Origin of the sequence: Roseibium algae, from assembly GCF_037783265.1 — a bacterium.
Classification (GTDB): domain Bacteria; phylum Pseudomonadota; class Alphaproteobacteria; order Rhizobiales; family Stappiaceae; genus Roseibium; species Roseibium algae.
Genome location: NZ_JBAKIA010000019.1, coordinates 1 through 15,435 on the forward strand (window position 1 = coordinate 1; position 15,435 = coordinate 15,435).

Genomic DNA, 15,435 nt, shown 5'->3' on the forward strand with positions numbered 1-15,435 from the left:
TGAAGCCGTTGCCTGAGGAATGGAACTGGTTTCTGGAATAGCCGGCCATCAAGCCGGTGCGCCAGTCGGCGATGATTTCCGCATCGAAGCCGGTCAGGAAGCCGCCGCCGTAGCTTTCCATCGAGGCTGTCGTCGCAGTGGCGTCCACCTTACCCCATCCGCCAAAGGCTTCGCCCCACATCTGGGCGTTGAGCTGCTCCAGCATGGGAACCTCTCCCTCGCCGTGGAAGCCCATGGAGACCTGATCGCCCGATGATGCGCCAACCCCGCCGGTGGCGGTGATGACCCGATGGGTCAGACTGCTCCGACTTATGTTGGCGCTGGTCAGGCCAGCGCTATGGATGGTCGAATGGCTCTCGCCTGAGAGTTGCTGGAAGCCCTGCTCGGTATCGCCCACCCGCATCGATTGCACCGCATCATGCAACGTGCCCGCGCCAGCGGCCTCGACCGCGTCTGCAACCGAACTGCGGTTGGGCGTGGAGGCCAGGTCGGAGAATGACAGAAGAGAATTGTCTGACTTGGTGGTGCGAAACAGGCTGAGCTCTAAGTCGATGTCCAAATAGTTGAGATCGGCGTCAAGAAACGCCAAATTGTCTGTCACCGTGCCGAATTTTCCATCGAGTGACCTCTCGGGAAACAGAAGGACCTGGTAGATGGTCAAGGGGGCGTAGGTCCCGCCCTCTGCCGCCACGATGGAAAGCGTCGCACCGGGGGAGATCTGGGTGCCTGTCCCGATCCACAGCCTGTCTGATTTCCCCGAGGCATCCACGTCGACCTCAAAAATCGACCCATCATTGAAATACACAATATCGGCCCTAAATGTTCCGATGGAGTTGCCTGTGGAGTTACCCGGCGCCAGCTTGCCGCCGGAGTGCACAGTGATCGTAGAAGAGCCACCGCCGACTCCACCAAGGGTGGCTCCGGAATTAACGGTAAAACCGCCCGCCGCGAGATGTTCGTTGGCGTCGAAAACCACACCGTCGTGAAGCCAGATCGGACCCAAGTAACTGTTATTGAGCGTCAGCGTTCCGGTCTTGTAGATTTGCACCACCTCGACGAATCTAACATAATTTCCGGTTAGCGTGGTATGCCCGGAATAGAACTCCATACTGCCAGCGAGGGTGACATCAAGATCGAACACGTAATCCGTGTCGGTATGGTTGAAGACGACGCTTCCCCTACCTGATCCGAAGACGATTTCGCGCGCATCCAGAACGCCCGCGGGGACAGGCTTTTCACCGGCCGCCGCACCAAAGATCACCGAGCCTGTGCTGCGATCGGGATTGGCAACATCGATCACACCATGCCCATTATTCACGACGTTTCCGGTAAAGCTCACACCGACGGGAAGAGTCTCCTGCGCAGAGGCAAATCCGGGTAGAATGCAAAGCATTGTGGCGCACAGTAATTTGGCCCGGCGTCCGGATTTTGAGACGCCGAGATCTGATTGGAAGCACGGGTTCGAGACGTTACTGGTGAAATTCCGGGACGGCGGCATCTGCTCTCGCTTCCTGAGATCTAATCACGGGTTTGGCACAAGTGTTCCTAGGTGATGTGGGATGGAAAAATCAGAGGCTGGCAGGACGAACGCATCGTTGCTTTTGTCCATCTGTCTCCGGCGCTCCTCATCTCACCCAAGTTTCAGGTTTGGTCCCAACGCACCTTTTCCGCGCGCCCGTATGGGAAACACTTTGAAAATGACCAAAAATCATGACCTGACGATGCGTCAATCATGGTTAACAAGGTCTTAGTGCTTCTGCATATTGCCAAGTTAATCGCGCCTTTTGGCACAGACACAACTCTCTGCCCCCGGTCAGCGCCTAAGCGAACATTGCGGCCATCAAGCTCAATCGTCGCGTCCTGTGCCGCCGCAAGGCCAGATTGAGCCCAGTTCCTACTTTCGAAGCGGAATAGTCCGAAGTGGGTGGAGCGTGTTGTCTGAAAGTTCGACGATCTCTATTTTCCTGATCCTTCCGAAAAGCGGAAAAGCTCCAAGTGTGGCTACATCAAACCGCTCGATGATCGCCCGGTCCTTATGCGTGGCCACCGTCATATGAGGCCGATAGGGAACCTCGGGATTCAGCTTCGCGCTTTGCGTGCCGTCATAGAGTTGTTGGTGCAATGCAATCAGCGTGCGCTTTCCAGTCGAAATAGGAAGCAGCAGTTTGTGTGTCTTTTCAAAAGGGTCATAAACGATATCACCTGCCATGAAGCTCACAGCCAATTCTGAGACGTGCCCGGCCACAAATTCGCAGTGGGTGAGGAAATCCTGTGGATGCGGATTCCTCATTCCAAACACCAGAGTGACGTGCGGAGGCACGAGCCTTGCTCTCTCAGGTTCGTTGGCAGATCGGAAGCGATTGATCCTCTCAGCCACGCTCAGCTCGAATTCTGGATATGCCAGTACATAGATCATCAAGCGACGATGGGGCAATCAACGTCGAAGATCAACGACTGTTCTGTCCGCTCTGCCGACTTTGCTGGGTGTCCTGGCTTAGCAGTTGCCGCGAACGTCTCCTTCGACTGGCCGCACCCCAACGACATTGAGCCGGATGAACGACCGCTCCGGACCGGAAGCGCCTGCCTCAAGCTCAAGCCACCTTCCTGAGCATCCCAACCTTGCGCGGCAGGATGGTCACGGGCGCGGTTTCTACATAGATCGAAACATCAGAGTGATTGTATTGAGCTTGCGGTGCCTGAAGGCAGCAATGGGCGGAGAGCGGACTTTCGCTGTGGACTCACGAGGTTTGCGCTGATGAAACAGGAGCAGACGTCTAACCTACGGATTTGTAGTTATTCAGCCCGCATTTTGATTTTTTGTTAAATTGCCAATTTCAATGAAAAACGAGTGCTTCAAACTTACGTCTTGACGGAAACGACTTGGCGTCCGTTTCAGGGACAATAGAAGTAGACAATTGGTTTAAATTCGAGCTACACCGGTCCAATGATAGCATTGCAGAACGAGAAATTCGGTAGACGATCTGGTGTTGGATGTGGTTATATAACGCAAGATATGGGGTTTGCGTATGGTCCGGAAGACTAGACGAAAGCTACCCGACCCGGCGCAGATCGACGAGGCGGAGAAGCAGATCAGAGAATATTCTCGCACCGTGAAATTCACGGTTGTGGAGTATTCCGTCGAGTTCATAGTGCAAAAGCTCAATGCAGAGCGCTATTATGTGCCGGACTATCAGCGTAACCTGATCTGGAAGCCAAAAGAACAGTCTAAGTTTATTGAATCAGTGTTGATGGGATTGCCGGTCCCATTTGTTTTCTTCTGGCAAGATGATGAAGGATTGATGGAAATCGTTGATGGTTCGCAACGGATCAGAACCATCCGCGATTTCATGGCTGATAAGATCATACTAAAGGGCCTAGAAGCCCTGCCTGCCGCGAACGGCCTTGTTTACAGTGATCTTCCGACATCACGGCAACTAAAGTTCGCCGACAGCTCACTTCGGGTGATCATTCTTGCGAACGAAACGGATCCAATCACACGTACCGAAATGTTCATGCGCATTAACACTAGTGGTACGCAAGCGAATGAAGCGGAAGTAAGGCGCGGGAGCCTTCCAGGCCCATTTATGGACTTGATCATTGCACTGGCAAATTCGCCTGACTTTATTGCGATGACCCCAATAAGTCAGGCGTTGATAGACAAGAGAGAGCGCGAAGAATTCGTCACTCGGTTCTTCGCATATCTCGGCAGTTTCATTCCAAATGCTGCAGGTGGTCCTGGTGACATCCCAACCTACAAAGAAGAACCAAGACTGTTTTATTTCGCGTATGTTAAAGAGACTAGCGATAAGATAAATGCTGAGATTGAGGCGAATCGCACTTCGGTAACAGCTGATGCAATGCGGCATGAGTTTGAGCAGATGTTGCGATTCGTCACTGCCGTTTCTCCACATGGGTTCACTAAATCTGAAACTGGAAATCAAGTGCCCCGCGTCCGGTTCGAGTCTATCGCTGTTGGAACAGCGCTCGCCTTGCGTGTAGACCCAACACTTCTTCAACGTACGCCAGACCTAACGCCACTTTTGGAATCTGATCCGTTCAAAGATGCAACCAAATCAGATGCGGCCAACGTCAAAAGCAAACTCTTGGGTCGCATAACTCTTGTCAGAGATTGGTTGGCGGACAAATGAACGACGTACTTGCATACCTTGACGAACGAGAAGAGGAATTTGCGCGGCATCTTGCGATTGCTCGAATGCTGCAAGCCCGTGTGGATGACGTAGAAGAAGACGGCCAGATTGAAGTGCGCCACGTGAACACGATCAAATCTGGGCTCCTCATTCACCTATATAACATCGTAGAAGCCATTACGACACGAACGCTAGAAACCGTAGGTCGAACCGTTGTTGCGGAACGCCCACGACGTTGGACGGAAGCCATACTCAAAGAATGGGTTAGGGCGGAAATTTGGTCAGGTGAGGAGCGTTTGGGAGATGGTGCATTCAAGCGTCTTACCGAGGTTGGAGGGACACTTGCATCCGGAAATAGCCCAACAGCTTTCGTTGTGAAGGGTGAGGCCGGTAGTTGGAATGACAAATCAATAAAAAAGGTGGCAGGTCGTTTGGGATGCACGCTTAATATTGCGCCTGAAATTAGCCAAGCGGCCTATGAGCGTGTTTACAGAGATGAGACGACAGCCTTGACTTATCTCTCCGGGCGTAGAAACGCTATTGCCCATGGCGAAAGCACCTTCGAAGATGGCGCACACGACCTAACGTTGGACGAGCTGGCTGCTTTAGGAAATCGCGTGCTGCCCTATTTGCGAGCCGTCTCTGAATGCTATCGTGACTTCCTCGCAACCAAAAGTTTTCTAGCAGCAGAGGAAGCTGCGACATGAGGAACGAAATACAAATTGCTGCTGTTGATCTCTTCTGTGGTGTGGGCGGTTTGACGCATGGTTTGGCGCGCGCTGGGGTGGACGTACGTCTTGGGATCGACCTTGACCCGGCCTGCCGGTTTCCAATGGAGGCGAACAATGCAGCCAAATTCGTGGAAGCTGACGTTTCTGAAATCATGCCTTCTGACATCCTGACAGTGTTTGAGGACACAGATATTACGCTTTTGGCTGGATGTGCCCCATGTCAGCCATTCTCATCTTATTCTCAGTCTGCGAGAAGGAAAGGTCCCCATGATGATTGGGAATTGCTGTCGTCTTTTTCCAAACTGGTGCTCAGTGTGCGCCCCAAGCTCGTCACTATGGAGAATGTTCCCCCATTGAGCAAACAGCAGATTTTCAAAGATTTTGTCTCTGACTTGCACAGGGCGGGATATTATGTAGATTTTGCTGTTGTGGATGGTCGCGATATTGGCCTTCCACAACGCAGGCAACGATTGGTCTTGATTGCTTCGCTCCTAGGTCCAATTGTGATACCGGAAGTTGCGCAGCCTCCTGTCACCGTTAGAGATACTATATCCCAACTGCCTGCAATCGCAGCAGGGACCACAGACCCGTCCGATCCACTCCACGCATCGGCATCTCTTAGTGAGCTAAACTTAGAACGTATTCGCCATTCGAAACCAGGCGGCACATGGCGCGACTGGCCCGAAGATCTTGTTGCTGCTTGCCATTCAAGAGCTTCTGGCTCTACCTACCCGTCAGTTTATGGACGCATGGAGTGGGACCAGCCCGCTCCAACAATGACTACGCAGTGTTATGGGTTTGGTAATGGGCGGTTTGGGCACCCTGAACAAGATCGTGCAATCAGCCTTCGTGAAGCCGCAATGTTGCAGAGTTTTCCCAAAACCTATGCATTTATCCCAGACGATGCCCGTGTCAACTTCAACACGCTTGGACGTATGATCGGTAACGCTGTTCCGGTCATGTTGGGTGAGTTTATTGGCGAGATATTGATCGAACACGTGCAAGCTCAAGTAATTCAGTAATTCAGTAATTCAGTAATTCAGTAATTCATAGTGAGCATGTTTTATTCCAGCTGATTTTCAATAAGCCGGGCCGTCGCCGACCTTTGAATGCGAAATGCTGTACTAGAGCACGAACGGCGGGTTAGGGGAAACGGCGGCGCAACAATGATCACCTCGGCCAAGGTCAGCAATGGGCCAAAAGCGGCGGGCTAAGGCTCAAGCCACCTTCCTGAGCATCGCCATAGGCAAGCGAATCTTGCGCCCATCAAGCTCAACCGTGGCGTCCTGCCCCACCTTGCGCGGTAGGATGGTCACGGTCGCGCTTTCCCCATCGATCCATCCGCCATCGATTACAACTTTCTCGCCGATCTCAAACACAATCCGGTTATGCCCTTCACGATGATCAAACATTCCCATGTCCTGGGCGGCCATCAGATCAGAAACGCGGGCGCCTGAGACGCGTTGTGGCGATCCGTTGACGCCAACGAAGGAAGCAACGCCATCGCAGCGACGGGCAATGCCAAAGGCCATGTTGGCGGGATCGAGGCCAACGAAGACATAGCCGGTGAAGAGTGGCTTTTGAACGTCCTTGGAGCGGCGCTTTCCCTTGACCCAGACTTTGCGGCGAACGGTCTGCATGGGGCAGAAGGTTTCAAATCCAGCTTGGGAAAGCGACTTGAGCGCCCTGCCCTCACAGCGAGGGTTGGTGCTGGCAATGAACCAGATGAGGCTTTGAATGTCTGTCATCAGGAGGCGGCCCCTTCCCTCATTTTTTGTTCAATCCGTCCTATGGCGAGGCGGAGGCCTTTTGCCCATAGCTTCTGGTTCATCAGATCAGCTTTGACCTCTGCCAGAGAGGGCGCGAAGGTGCGCTTTGACGGGGTGCCGTTGACGGGATCTGAGACAAGCAGGCCAACCTCAACCGGGAACTGTTCAAACGTCATCGCCAGAGCCGTTATGAACGCTGCCGGATTGACGAAGTCGCGGGCGCGGTAGACGCTCACCAGCCTCTCGGCCATCCATGTTGCTTGCTTGAGGTCGGGAGAGTTGCGGGAGGTCAGGATGTCCTCTGCGAGCTGCTTCAAGCTCAAGAGTTTGGCCGGGGGCAGAGAACGGGTTTTGTGAAAAAGGATCTTCACGTCCGTCAGGGTTTCCAACACGGCCTTTGAGTTTGTCAATCGCGATGGCCATGGGGTGGCGGGCGTTGGAAGAGCGGGAGGCCGGGCGGCGCTTGATCGCGTTGCCACACCAGTTTCGCCACGTGGCATCCCAATCGAGCTTGCAGCCGCCTGCCCCAGGTTTTGAAATCCAGAAGTCTCGGAATTGTTCGGCCTCATGGCGCACCTCGTTGTCGCTCAAGCCCTTGGTGAGGGCGTCATCGATGTTTTTCTGGGAGGGAATCCAATCGGCGCTGAGCCGCGATCCCTTTTGAGAAACCGAAGGTTTCCTTTTCCTAGGTTCAATGAGAGGTTCAATGGTAGGTTCTGTGTGTCGTGGTGACACCCCCCCGGTGTCAGGGTGACACTCCCCCCGTATCAGGGTGACACCCCTACCCGTGTCAGGGTGACACCCCTGTAATTGGGGGCCGGACTGGTCAAGATGACGGTCTTTGACGCCAACCAGATGATAGATCGAGGACACCTGCTTGCCGTTGTCGAAGCGGTCTTTTTTTGCCAGAAGGCCGCGCTCGCACAGGGAGGCAATGGCGCGGATGACAGAGCTACGGCTCATGCCGCAGTCATCACACAAACGGCGAATGGAAGGCCAACACGTGTGGTCCTCAGAGGCGCGGTCGGCAATCGAAAGCAGGATCAGCTTTTCCTTGGCTGAAAGGCCTCTGACCTTCCAAGCCCATAGGGTGGCATCAAGGCTCATCGCCCCCGCTCCTTGTTGACGGCAGAAGCAAGCTCATGAACAGCGCTGGCAATGGCGTGAAGGTCAGCCCGAAGGGTCTTTTCCTCCGCAGCATCAATCCGCTTGTCCTCAAAGGCCTGAGAGCCATCATCAACAAGGCGACCGGCAACAGCGGCAAACTTCAACAGCACATCGCGGAAGTCATCACATTCAGAGGAAGCAGCAGGCATCAAGACCATGCCGTGAGAGGCAGCGCGAGCGGTCAGGAAGCAAGGCTTCTGAGCGGCGTCCTCAAGTCTCATCAGAAACGACAAGGGCCGCTCGCGGGGATCGTCCGGCATGTTCGGGCTTTGGAGGTTGTGAAGAAGCGTTTTGGAAACACCCATCAAGTCAGCAGCAGCTTCAAAGCCCCCTGCCAGCTTGACGCATTCTCGAAACGCCTGCTTGGCTGCGTTCAGTTCCATGGAAAAATCTCTGGTTTAGTCAGGTGACGGGTGAAGCGGGCCTTGGCACCTTCTCGGCATGGACAAGAGCAAGACACCAAGTTTGAAAGTCATCAGGGGGGATGGGCCATTGGCTGCAGATCATCCCTTAAGAGAACTGTTGAAGCCGAGGCTTTATGTTGTGAGGGGGGATGTTTCAGGACGAGAGGACGCGCCGGAGAAACAATTAGGCGGCACCAAAACGGAATGCCGCCGCGCCAGCCATTCGAGGTCAACACCTGCGATCTGACGACGCTCGCAGGCATCAACAACGATTGTCCAATATTTCGGCGTGATCCGCCGTCGGCGCTTCATCTGGCGTGCTGCCTCATATCCGCAGCCAACCTCTTCAGCGAAACGAGCAATTTTTCCAAACCGGGAAAAAAGCTCGTCAATTGTTTTCGGAGCAGTCATCATGCCAGATACGTACATTATGTACGAATACATCTCAAGCCAAAATCGTACACAACATACGAATGGAATGTGCGATCTTGCGTACATGGATGCAAAAGACCGCCTAAAAACCGCCCGAGAGAAAGCTGGATTCAAGTCCGCATCGGAAGCCGCACGGCTATTGCGCTCGATTAATATCAACACGTTGATCAGCAATGAGAACGGCAACAGGCCGATCTCAAAGAAGATGGCTCAAGTGTATGCGGAATCGTTCAATGTGTCCCCCGGCTGGCTACTCTACGGCGATGGGGACCAGCTAAAGCCTGTTGCCGGAGTACAAAATCCCGGCACGGTCCAAACGCTCAATATCCACGGTGAAGTGGCCGCAGGCCTCTGGCTGGAATCAAACCTATTCGAAGCTGAAACCATCGAAACATCAACGCTGATCGGTTGTGACAGCCGTTTTCCAAGCTCGGCGCAGTACCTCTTAAGGATCAAAGGCGAAAGCCTGAACAAGGTCGCCCAGGACGGAGACTTGATATTGTGCGTCAATTACCTCGACGCCCTCATTGAAATCAAGATTGGTGATTTGGCCGTTGTAGAACGCAGCCGCGATGGCGGCCATACGGTTGAGCGTACAGCTAAGCGCATTGTGAAACATAACGGCGTTGTTGAGCTTCACCCCGTGTCGACTGACCCGCGCTTCCAAAATGCAATCACCTATTCAGACCTAGATCCAGAGGCCTCAGAGGTCATGATCAAGGCAAAAATCATCGGTGTCATCAAGCAGTTTGATTAGATAGCCATTAGAGCTTATTTGAAACTTGGCCACATTTGAGGCTCCCCAAAACCGCCGTAGTTTCATAGTGCAATATCCAATTAATTGTAGGAAGATACTCTAAAAACTAAATAATTATACTCAACCGGCGTTTTAGTACTTCTAACGACCACCTGCCCAGAATCAGTGTTCCATGCTAAAGTGTCCCAGTCCCATGTAGTGGGATCGGCCTGTACGACAATAAAGGAACCTTTCCGTAGAGGCACTGAAGTTTGACTATTCGCGAAATCAAGTCCTAGCTTAAATTCGAACACCTGCTTGTTTTTGGCACGACTAAGGACAGACTGAACAACACTCGATGTAAGACTAACAAACGGCCTAAGTGCGGGTTGAGCCTTGGTCAAAAGGCCAAGCCCCTCCTTAAAAGGACCGCTCCCAATTGCACTGAGAATATTTTCATCGCTTTTACTGGCGACATTTATAGTCTTCCCTTCGAACGCAATGCCATTTTGACCGACTGATACTCCAAGGAATATAGGAGATCCGGCAATCGCAGCACTCGCGCCATCCTTTGCATTTGCAGTCAACGCAAACCGCAATTCTTCCGGCTCATTCTCAAGCTGATTCTTTCCAGTAAATTCACAAAGTATCTGGTGAGTGCCAAAACCTGGGTAATTGTGAACCCAAAATTTTTCTAGTGTAATTTTGACTCTAGTGTTCACAAGATCCAAGTCTGGCTTGAGTGTAAGCGCGCTTTCAATTTTCGATAACTTCTCCTCAGTCACAGGAGGAAGGTAGCCACAGATAAACCCGGTATGACCCCAGACCTGCCCCCCCCAATTGATCCCCAAACCCTGACCAACCCCGCCGTTAGGGAACAGCTCTTGAAGCGCTGCTTGGTCACCGATACTTTCGAGATAACTTTTGATCGTTGAGGGGCTCTTATTGCCAATACTGTTTTTGTTATGACTCATCTCAGATCCTCACACGATTTGGCACTCTTTGCGATACGTCCACGCGCTTGGCCCTTACACGAGCCTCCACGTCAGCGAAAATATCTGTCCTAACGGGCTGCCCCATTTCAAGAGTTACAGCCAAGCCGTAAGGCACTTTCGCATCCTGAAAGGAGGTCATTTCAGCCATAGCTTGAACTCCTAGAAAAACATTTCCAGAAATTCCTGGTTTGATAAGGTTTTTACCTTCAAAAACTAGATGTTGGAGCGTACCACGGCGTGCGACCCGACCATCCGGCGCGCGTGATCGCTTGACCCCCTTCCAGAAATCGCGTTTGCCATTCTCATCCACGACCTCAAGGCGAACCCCACGGTAACGTTTAGTAATTGGATCAATCGGGCTACTCCAAGCGAGCGTAACGACAACCCGCCTAAGCTCACGGTTACCCACCATCGCGCGCGGGATTGGAATTAAGTACTTGTGTAGAGTATCATGAGAAATAATGTCGTCAGCAAGAAGCGTTATGCGACTACCGTGGGCAGTGAAAACCCTTGAATTATCGGGAAGGCCATATCCCAGAACGCTACTAATAGCTGACTTCTTCCGAAGCGCATGACCTGCGTAAAGTCCGTACAATATATCGCCCGCACTGCCCCACTTAGAGCCATGAGCGATCAGCGCCTTCATAACGACAGCACGCGTCTCGGCCTCCAGCCATCGCTCGTTATTTTCGGCGAACAGACTCTCCAAAACGTCCACGAGCCGGGTTGCTGTTCGTGTAGTCAAAGCAGCTGCATTGCTGGTTCCAGTAGAGCGCCTGACGCTCTTTGGGCTAAGGCCAACACTTGGCGCTGCGCTTAGTTGCCCGACGTCCGGATGCTCCGCCGCCCAAACTGACACAACGCCTTGGTTCTCCTCTGAGTTGACCAACTGACGCCCTCCACGTTCTACAATGTCGGGTTTGATTGCCCTGTTAAGCCCCAGACCGATACTTGATGCAAGGTTTGTTACTTCAGAGATTGTATCAAATGGATCAACACATCCAACTGGAACGCCAGTAGAACTGTCACCATGAACAGCGCCTATGGTAAGTCCGTTGAGCGTTTCAGCAGGATTCAATATTATTCTGCCCCCTTTGCTCTGATTGAGAGCGCTAAGGAGCTCGATCTGCCGTTCAATTGGATCAGCAGTTTCGAAGGAATTGCAATCGGCGTAAGCACCAACCGTAAAAGGTTCCTTGCTGTTTCCGGCGCTGACTATAAACAGCAACCGAAAGCGATGACTAAGGTAGTCAAGCAATTTCGCCCAATAGCTTGCCCGTTGTCCGAATGGACCTTCACTATCACAAATAGAATGATTAATAACCACAACATCTTCAGCGACAGGCTTCCCGCCATCTAGGCCAGCCACCAACGACATAACTGCACGATGAACTAAGCCAATCGGAAGCTTATCCAGCGGTGTGCATTCTTCGGAGAGATTCTGCGGAGCCCCAAGAATTGGCACGACTTGAAGTTGACGGTCAATTGGAACAGTGTTGTCACCCAAATCTCCGTGGACAATGAGCGACGCCATCGTCGTGCCATGCCTGCGCCTAACCACGGGAACGTCCAAAGCATGAACGTCTACTTCGTTGACCCTTAGCCTGTTCGCAAGTAGGAAGTGATTCTCCAAAGGATAGCCGTCAAGCAGCGCAACCACGGGGGCTCTTGAGTCAGGAGACGTCAGAGGGGCTCGATCATCCGAAACAAAAAATTCGGTGTTCTCGGCCTCGCTGCTGTACATAGACTGCGGTCGCACACGCATGACACGATCAGCGGTAGAAAGAGGGCCTTGCAACGAACCCAAGAGCCGCGCCTGCTCGTTGGGCAGCTCAACCAGAGCCGCCTGATATTTGATTTCCGGGATAGTCACAAAGTCCAGCACGCTTCCTTCAACTAACAACATAAGTTCAGAAACGTACTTGCGTGCTGCCTCTCTCAAGCTTAGGTCACCTAGAAACCAGAGATCAAGTTCTAATCGGGTCGGTCTGTCGGGAAACTTTAGCATCATACGGTCGACATAACGAGTAACCGCAGGGTCGACACGATCCTTTGCCGACCAGGTTCTAATATCGCTCAAGTAACTGAAAAGAGGCCACCACTCTCGATCACCCGTCTTTGGCTTTGGCTGGTTGGAGGAGTATTGTTTCCAGAGAGAGAGAACCTTCTGAAGACCGCGGGTGGTCGGCATAGTAATATAAAGCATGCTATCTGCGTTATCCGCGGCGGCCTCATCACCCTCCTCTTCGTCGTCTGTACCGTAATCTAAATCTTCCCCGAGCCAATCAAACCCGGCTTCCCGTGCCGCAGCAACGAACTTTACCACATTTGATAAAGGACCAATTACTTCAAAAACAAGCGCTCGATCAGGAGTAACTTCATTGGGAGATATTGAAACCTCTCCTCCGTTCAGTATACGCCCAACGGTACTCTCTATTTCAGAAAATTTCGTGTTATGTCGTTTTGTCTGCTCTTCCGAGGAGATCGCCTTCGGGAACCTTGCCCTCTGCCCTTTTATTCGCCCTTGCCTTATTGGCTCTCGGTTTATTCTTACGATTGGCCCCTTCGCCATATGGCTGCTCCCCGCCCACTTCTCGACGTCTACTCCATCTGTCGAGTGCTTGAGCGAATGCCTCGCTGGGACTCAACTCCCCATGCGATAACACAACCTTACGGCGAGCGTCGAGCGTTATAGTTTCAATTTCCGAGAAAGTTTCTCCTTGAAACATCTTTACGAAATTAGCCGCAGTAAACCCCAAGTCACCAAGGTTCTTTTCTGTTTTTATATACCACTCCCGCAACTCGGCAGCTCCAGGCTTGGGGAGTTCTACTCGTATCTCAAATCTGCGCCATACAGCTCTATCGAGAAGCTCAGGATGATTGGTCGCACAAACCACGATACAACTACTCGGAAGGGCATCCATGTTAAGAAGCAAAGAGCTGACAACCCTCTTAATCTCTCCAGTTTCCTGAGCATCCGCACGCTCCTTCCCAACACTGTCGAACTCATCAAAAAAGAGAACACACGGGGTTCTAGAAGCATATTCGACAACTGCTTGAAGCCGGGATGCCGTCTCCCCTAAATAGCTTCCAACCAAACCATCGTAACGCACAGTGAAAAACGGAAGCGCTAATTCTGTCGCAACTGCCTCGGCAAGGCTGGTCTTCCCTGTTCCAGGGGGCCCGACCAACATTACCGTATGGCGTGGTTCAAGAGAATGGGAGCGCAACAACGCCGTCTGCGCGACTTCTCCAATCAGTTCCTTGATTTCTCGCGAAATTTCCTTACGGAGAACGAGTTCAGCCAACCTGCGAGTTGGCAAAATCTCGCGTAGTAGTGGCTGAAGGTTTTCAGGCAACATACTCGAACCTCCCCCGTGGAAGCGCTGCGTTGACTGTTCCCGGGGAAGGGACCGGTCGGCATTGCCGCGTTTGTTTTGGCGATGAGCTTCTTCAATAAGTGCAGTCAGGGTGTCGCGGGCCGCATTACCATTCTTCGGTCGTAACTTATGAACAGTTGTCTGTTTGGCCATTTGATTTCCTTCGCCCTCGCCTCAGAGAGATCTGTCTTTTCCATCCGCTAGCATGAACTTTGCCCGAATACCATTAACGATTGCTCGACCTCACGCAAGTAATCAGTCATGGGCGCTGAAACTATGTACAAACATCGATACCGATCGGTCCGGCGTCAACTGACCTCTTCCGATTTACAAAACACGATCTGGTTGAGTTTCTAGACATGATAATACAAATTAAGTGCAGTTACGCGATAAGGTCGCCTACGCACAACGCTCCCAAAAGCAGATCAACCGCCAAATATAGCCGCTCTGGGCCGAAAACCATTTTTATCAATAACGGATGAAAAACACATAAAGTACGCAACAACATTTTTCGTACATTTTGTACTTGACCGACATTCGTACATTTAGTACGTATTCTCTATCGAAAGACAGGGAACACCAAACATGCCTTACACACCCTTCGCCACCCAGATTGAAACCACCCTTGAGATCCGCGCTGCCGGTATCTGCATTGCAGAGATTGATTGCACGGTGCATCTGATTGAGGACGCCGACAGTGTTTGCCGGGTTGAGGCAATCCAGATCGATGAGCTTGGCGGCGAAGCTAAGGTAGTGATGATGCCCCGCGCTCCACAGTCTTCCCTCTTCTGGCAGCTTCTCGAACAGTGCAACGAGAAGGCCAACCGTGATGACCTGCAGACCCGCTTCCTTGAAGCTGCTGCAGGGGGTTCCTATCAGCTGATGGCCGCTTAATGCGGCTCAGCTCCCCTTTCAATGTCCTGTTATTGGGCCAGCTGTCTGGCTGGTCCGCATCAGACAAGGCCGCCCTTGCCGTTCTGGCAGGCATTGCGGCGGCTCTGCCGACATTGCTTCTCACGTCTTTCTAATCGGCTGGCGGTTTTCTCCGTTCCGCCGCCGCGCCCGGCTGGCGCACCTCCTAGGCCAGCCGGGCACCACCTTTCCAAACTCCCAATTTCAAATCCCGAAGCCAAACCAGAGGGGAATTATGTCTATCAACGAGGCAAGCCAAGTTTTTCGCCAGACATTGGCGGCGAAAGAACTGCTGAAAAACGTCCAAGGCCTTATTGGCGATGACGAGCAGGCAAAGACCGATGTCATCGAGGGCGAAACCAACCTGTTCGAGGCCATCAAGTCCGCCGTAGACGCCATGGATGAATGCGACCTGCTGCTAGATGGCATCAAGTCAAAGGCAGAAGTCCTTGAGGTGCGCAAACACCAGACTGAAACCCGGCGTGATCGCCTGAAAGCCAACATTGAGCAGGCGCTCATGACCCTTGAGCTGGATGCCCCGATCCGATTGCCGACCATGACGCTCACCCTTCGGAAAACACCGAGAAAGATCGTTGTCACAGACGAGGCTCTAATCCCTTCCAAGTTCTGGAAGAAGAAGCCCGCCCCCGCGCCTGCCCTCGACAAGAAGGCATTGACCGATGCCCTCAAGGACGAAGCCAAGATACCCGGTGCCGAGCTTGATAACGGCGGCCTTGCAATCTCAATCAGGAGAAAATGAA

The 15,435-nt window shown here is 52.5% G+C and carries 17 protein-coding genes; 7 read left to right on the top strand and 10 right to left on the bottom strand.

The features are described 5' to 3' along the window. Positions 1-1,318, bottom strand: a 1,318-nt coding sequence (locus tag V6575_RS20200; protein WP_340276947.1) for an autotransporter outer membrane beta-barrel domain-containing protein, incomplete at its 3' end; no start/stop codon positions are given. A gap of 576 nt (positions 1,319-1,894) precedes the next feature. After that, positions 1,895-2,416 (bottom strand): 2'-5' RNA ligase family protein, encoded by a 522-nt coding sequence (locus V6575_RS20205; protein WP_340277063.1) that lies wholly within the window; start codon positions 2,414-2,416, stop codon positions 1,895-1,897. A 610-nt stretch (positions 2,417-3,026) separates the two neighbouring features. Here V6575_RS20205 and V6575_RS20210 point away from each other — a divergent pair. The 3 genes from V6575_RS20210 to V6575_RS20220 are packed head-to-tail and all read left to right on the top strand — an operon-like array spanning position 3,027 to position 5,901. Next, on the top strand, positions 3,027-4,148 hold the full coding sequence (locus V6575_RS20210) for a DUF262 domain-containing protein (protein WP_340276948.1): 1,122 nt from the start codon (positions 3,027-3,029) through the stop codon (positions 4,146-4,148). Then, the gene (locus tag V6575_RS20215; RefSeq protein WP_340276949.1) at positions 4,145-4,855 is read left to right on the top strand and encodes an MAE_28990/MAE_18760 family HEPN-like nuclease; all 711 of its coding nucleotides are present in this window, start codon (positions 4,145-4,147) and stop codon (positions 4,853-4,855) included. The genes V6575_RS20210 and V6575_RS20215 overlap by 4 nt, the downstream gene beginning before the upstream one ends. Beyond that, positions 4,852-5,901 (top strand): DNA cytosine methyltransferase, encoded by a 1,050-nt coding sequence (locus tag V6575_RS20220; RefSeq protein ID WP_340276950.1) that lies wholly within the window; start codon positions 4,852-4,854, stop codon positions 5,899-5,901. The genes V6575_RS20215 and V6575_RS20220 overlap by 4 nt, the downstream gene beginning before the upstream one ends. Before the next feature lie 195 nt (positions 5,902-6,096). On the opposite strand, the gene V6575_RS20225 is transcribed toward V6575_RS20220, so the two are convergent. The 5 genes from V6575_RS20225 to V6575_RS20245 all read right to left on the bottom strand — a co-directional run bounded on the left by V6575_RS20225 (position 6,097) and on the right by V6575_RS20245 (position 8,633). Then, a complete protein-coding gene (locus V6575_RS20225; RefSeq protein ID WP_340276952.1) occupies positions 6,097-6,627 on the bottom strand; it encodes a transcription termination/antitermination NusG family protein in 531 nt (176 codons plus the stop codon). Continuing rightward, positions 6,627-6,824 carry a hypothetical protein gene (locus tag V6575_RS20230; RefSeq protein WP_340276953.1) on the bottom strand — a complete coding sequence of 66 codons (198 nt, stop codon included), beginning with the start codon at positions 6,822-6,824 and terminating at the stop codon, positions 6,627-6,629. The genes V6575_RS20225 and V6575_RS20230 overlap by 1 nt, the downstream gene beginning before the upstream one ends. Beyond that, a complete protein-coding gene (locus V6575_RS20235; RefSeq protein WP_340276954.1) occupies positions 6,814-7,755 on the bottom strand; it encodes a helix-turn-helix domain-containing protein in 942 nt (313 codons plus the stop codon). The genes V6575_RS20230 and V6575_RS20235 overlap by 11 nt, the downstream gene beginning before the upstream one ends. Next, a complete protein-coding gene (locus V6575_RS20240) occupies positions 7,752-8,198 on the bottom strand; it encodes a phage regulatory CII family protein (protein WP_340276956.1) in 447 nt (148 codons plus the stop codon). The genes V6575_RS20235 and V6575_RS20240 overlap by 4 nt, the downstream gene beginning before the upstream one ends. Before the next feature lie 153 nt (positions 8,199-8,351). Then, positions 8,352-8,633, bottom strand: a complete 282-nt coding sequence (locus V6575_RS20245) for a hypothetical protein (RefSeq protein ID WP_340276957.1) — start codon at positions 8,631-8,633, stop codon at positions 8,352-8,354. On the opposite strand from V6575_RS20245, the gene V6575_RS20250 reads away from it, so the two are divergent. Then, a complete protein-coding gene (locus tag V6575_RS20250) occupies positions 8,632-9,408 on the top strand; it encodes a LexA family transcriptional regulator (RefSeq protein WP_340276958.1) in 777 nt (258 codons plus the stop codon). The genes V6575_RS20245 and V6575_RS20250 overlap by 2 nt on opposite strands. A gap of 80 nt (positions 9,409-9,488) precedes the next feature. On the opposite strand, the gene V6575_RS20255 is transcribed toward V6575_RS20250, so the two are convergent. The 3 genes from V6575_RS20255 to V6575_RS20265 are packed head-to-tail and all read right to left on the bottom strand — an operon-like array spanning position 9,489 to position 13,915. Beyond that, positions 9,489-10,361 (bottom strand): hypothetical protein, encoded by an 873-nt coding sequence (locus tag V6575_RS20255; RefSeq protein WP_340276959.1) that lies wholly within the window; start codon positions 10,359-10,361, stop codon positions 9,489-9,491. A 1-nt stretch (position 10,362) separates the two neighbouring features. Continuing rightward, on the bottom strand, positions 10,363-12,954 hold the full coding sequence (locus V6575_RS20260) for a S8 family serine peptidase (protein WP_340276961.1): 2,592 nt from the start codon (positions 12,952-12,954) through the stop codon (positions 10,363-10,365). After that, entirely contained in the window at positions 12,836-13,915 is a 1,080-nt protein-coding gene (locus V6575_RS20265; protein ID WP_340276964.1) for an AAA family ATPase, read from the bottom strand. Before V6575_RS20265 ends, V6575_RS20260 begins: the two co-directional genes overlap by 119 nt. A gap of 432 nt (positions 13,916-14,347) precedes the next feature. On the opposite strand from V6575_RS20265, the gene V6575_RS20270 reads away from it, so the two are divergent. The 3 genes from V6575_RS20270 to V6575_RS20280 all read left to right on the top strand — a co-directional run bounded on the left by V6575_RS20270 (position 14,348) and on the right by V6575_RS20280 (position 15,434). Next, on the top strand, positions 14,348-14,656 hold the full coding sequence (locus V6575_RS20270; protein WP_340276965.1) for a hypothetical protein: 309 nt from the start codon (positions 14,348-14,350) through the stop codon (positions 14,654-14,656). Then, positions 14,656-14,790, top strand: a complete 135-nt coding sequence (locus V6575_RS20275; RefSeq protein WP_340276967.1) for a hypothetical protein — start codon at positions 14,656-14,658, stop codon at positions 14,788-14,790. Before V6575_RS20270 ends, V6575_RS20275 begins: the two co-directional genes overlap by 1 nt. A 119-nt stretch (positions 14,791-14,909) precedes the next feature. Further along, positions 14,910-15,434 carry a siphovirus Gp157 family protein gene (locus V6575_RS20280; protein WP_340276969.1) on the top strand — a complete coding sequence of 175 codons (525 nt, stop codon included), beginning with the start codon at positions 14,910-14,912 and terminating at the stop codon, positions 15,432-15,434. The last annotated feature ends 1 nt before the right edge of the window (position 15,435 follow it).

Excerpts from the sequence above, each read along its gene's own strand:
- V6575_RS20270 (WP_340276965.1), top strand. The coding sequence starts at position 14,348 with ATGCCTTACACACCCTTCGCCACCCAGATTGAAACCACCCTTGAGATC.
- V6575_RS20240 (WP_340276956.1), bottom strand. The coding sequence starts at position 8,198 with ATGGAACTGAACGCAGCCAAGCAGGCGTTTCGAGAATGCGTCAAGCTG.
- V6575_RS20255 (WP_340276959.1), bottom strand. The coding sequence starts at position 10,361 with ATGAGTCATAACAAAAACAGTATTGGCAATAAGAGCCCCTCAACGATC.
- V6575_RS20225 (WP_340276952.1), bottom strand. The coding sequence starts at position 6,627 with ATGACAGACATTCAAAGCCTCATCTGGTTCATTGCCAGCACCAACCCT.
- V6575_RS20250 (WP_340276958.1), top strand. The coding sequence starts at position 8,632 with ATGCCAGATACGTACATTATGTACGAATACATCTCAAGCCAAAATCGT.
- V6575_RS20215 (WP_340276949.1), top strand. The coding sequence starts at position 4,145 with ATGAACGACGTACTTGCATACCTTGACGAACGAGAAGAGGAATTTGCG.
- V6575_RS20280 (WP_340276969.1), top strand. The coding sequence starts at position 14,910 with ATGTCTATCAACGAGGCAAGCCAAGTTTTTCGCCAGACATTGGCGGCG.
- V6575_RS20205 (WP_340277063.1), bottom strand. The coding sequence starts at position 2,416 with ATGATCTATGTACTGGCATATCCAGAATTCGAGCTGAGCGTGGCTGAG.
- V6575_RS20265 (WP_340276964.1), bottom strand. The coding sequence starts at position 13,915 with ATGGCCAAACAGACAACTGTTCATAAGTTACGACCGAAGAATGGTAAT.
- V6575_RS20275 (WP_340276967.1), top strand. The coding sequence starts at position 14,656 with ATGCGGCTCAGCTCCCCTTTCAATGTCCTGTTATTGGGCCAGCTGTCT.
- V6575_RS20245 (WP_340276957.1), bottom strand. The coding sequence starts at position 8,633 with ATGATGACTGCTCCGAAAACAATTGACGAGCTTTTTTCCCGGTTTGGA.
- V6575_RS20230 (WP_340276953.1), bottom strand. The coding sequence starts at position 6,824 with ATGACGTTTGAACAGTTCCCGGTTGAGGTTGGCCTGCTTGTCTCAGAT.
- V6575_RS20260 (WP_340276961.1), bottom strand. The coding sequence starts at position 12,954 with ATGGCGAAGGGGCCAATCGTAAGAATAAACCGAGAGCCAATAAGGCAA.
- V6575_RS20220 (WP_340276950.1), top strand. The coding sequence starts at position 4,852 with ATGAGGAACGAAATACAAATTGCTGCTGTTGATCTCTTCTGTGGTGTG.
- V6575_RS20235 (WP_340276954.1), bottom strand. The coding sequence starts at position 7,755 with ATGAGCCTTGATGCCACCCTATGGGCTTGGAAGGTCAGAGGCCTTTCA.
- V6575_RS20210 (WP_340276948.1), top strand. The coding sequence starts at position 3,027 with ATGGTCCGGAAGACTAGACGAAAGCTACCCGACCCGGCGCAGATCGAC.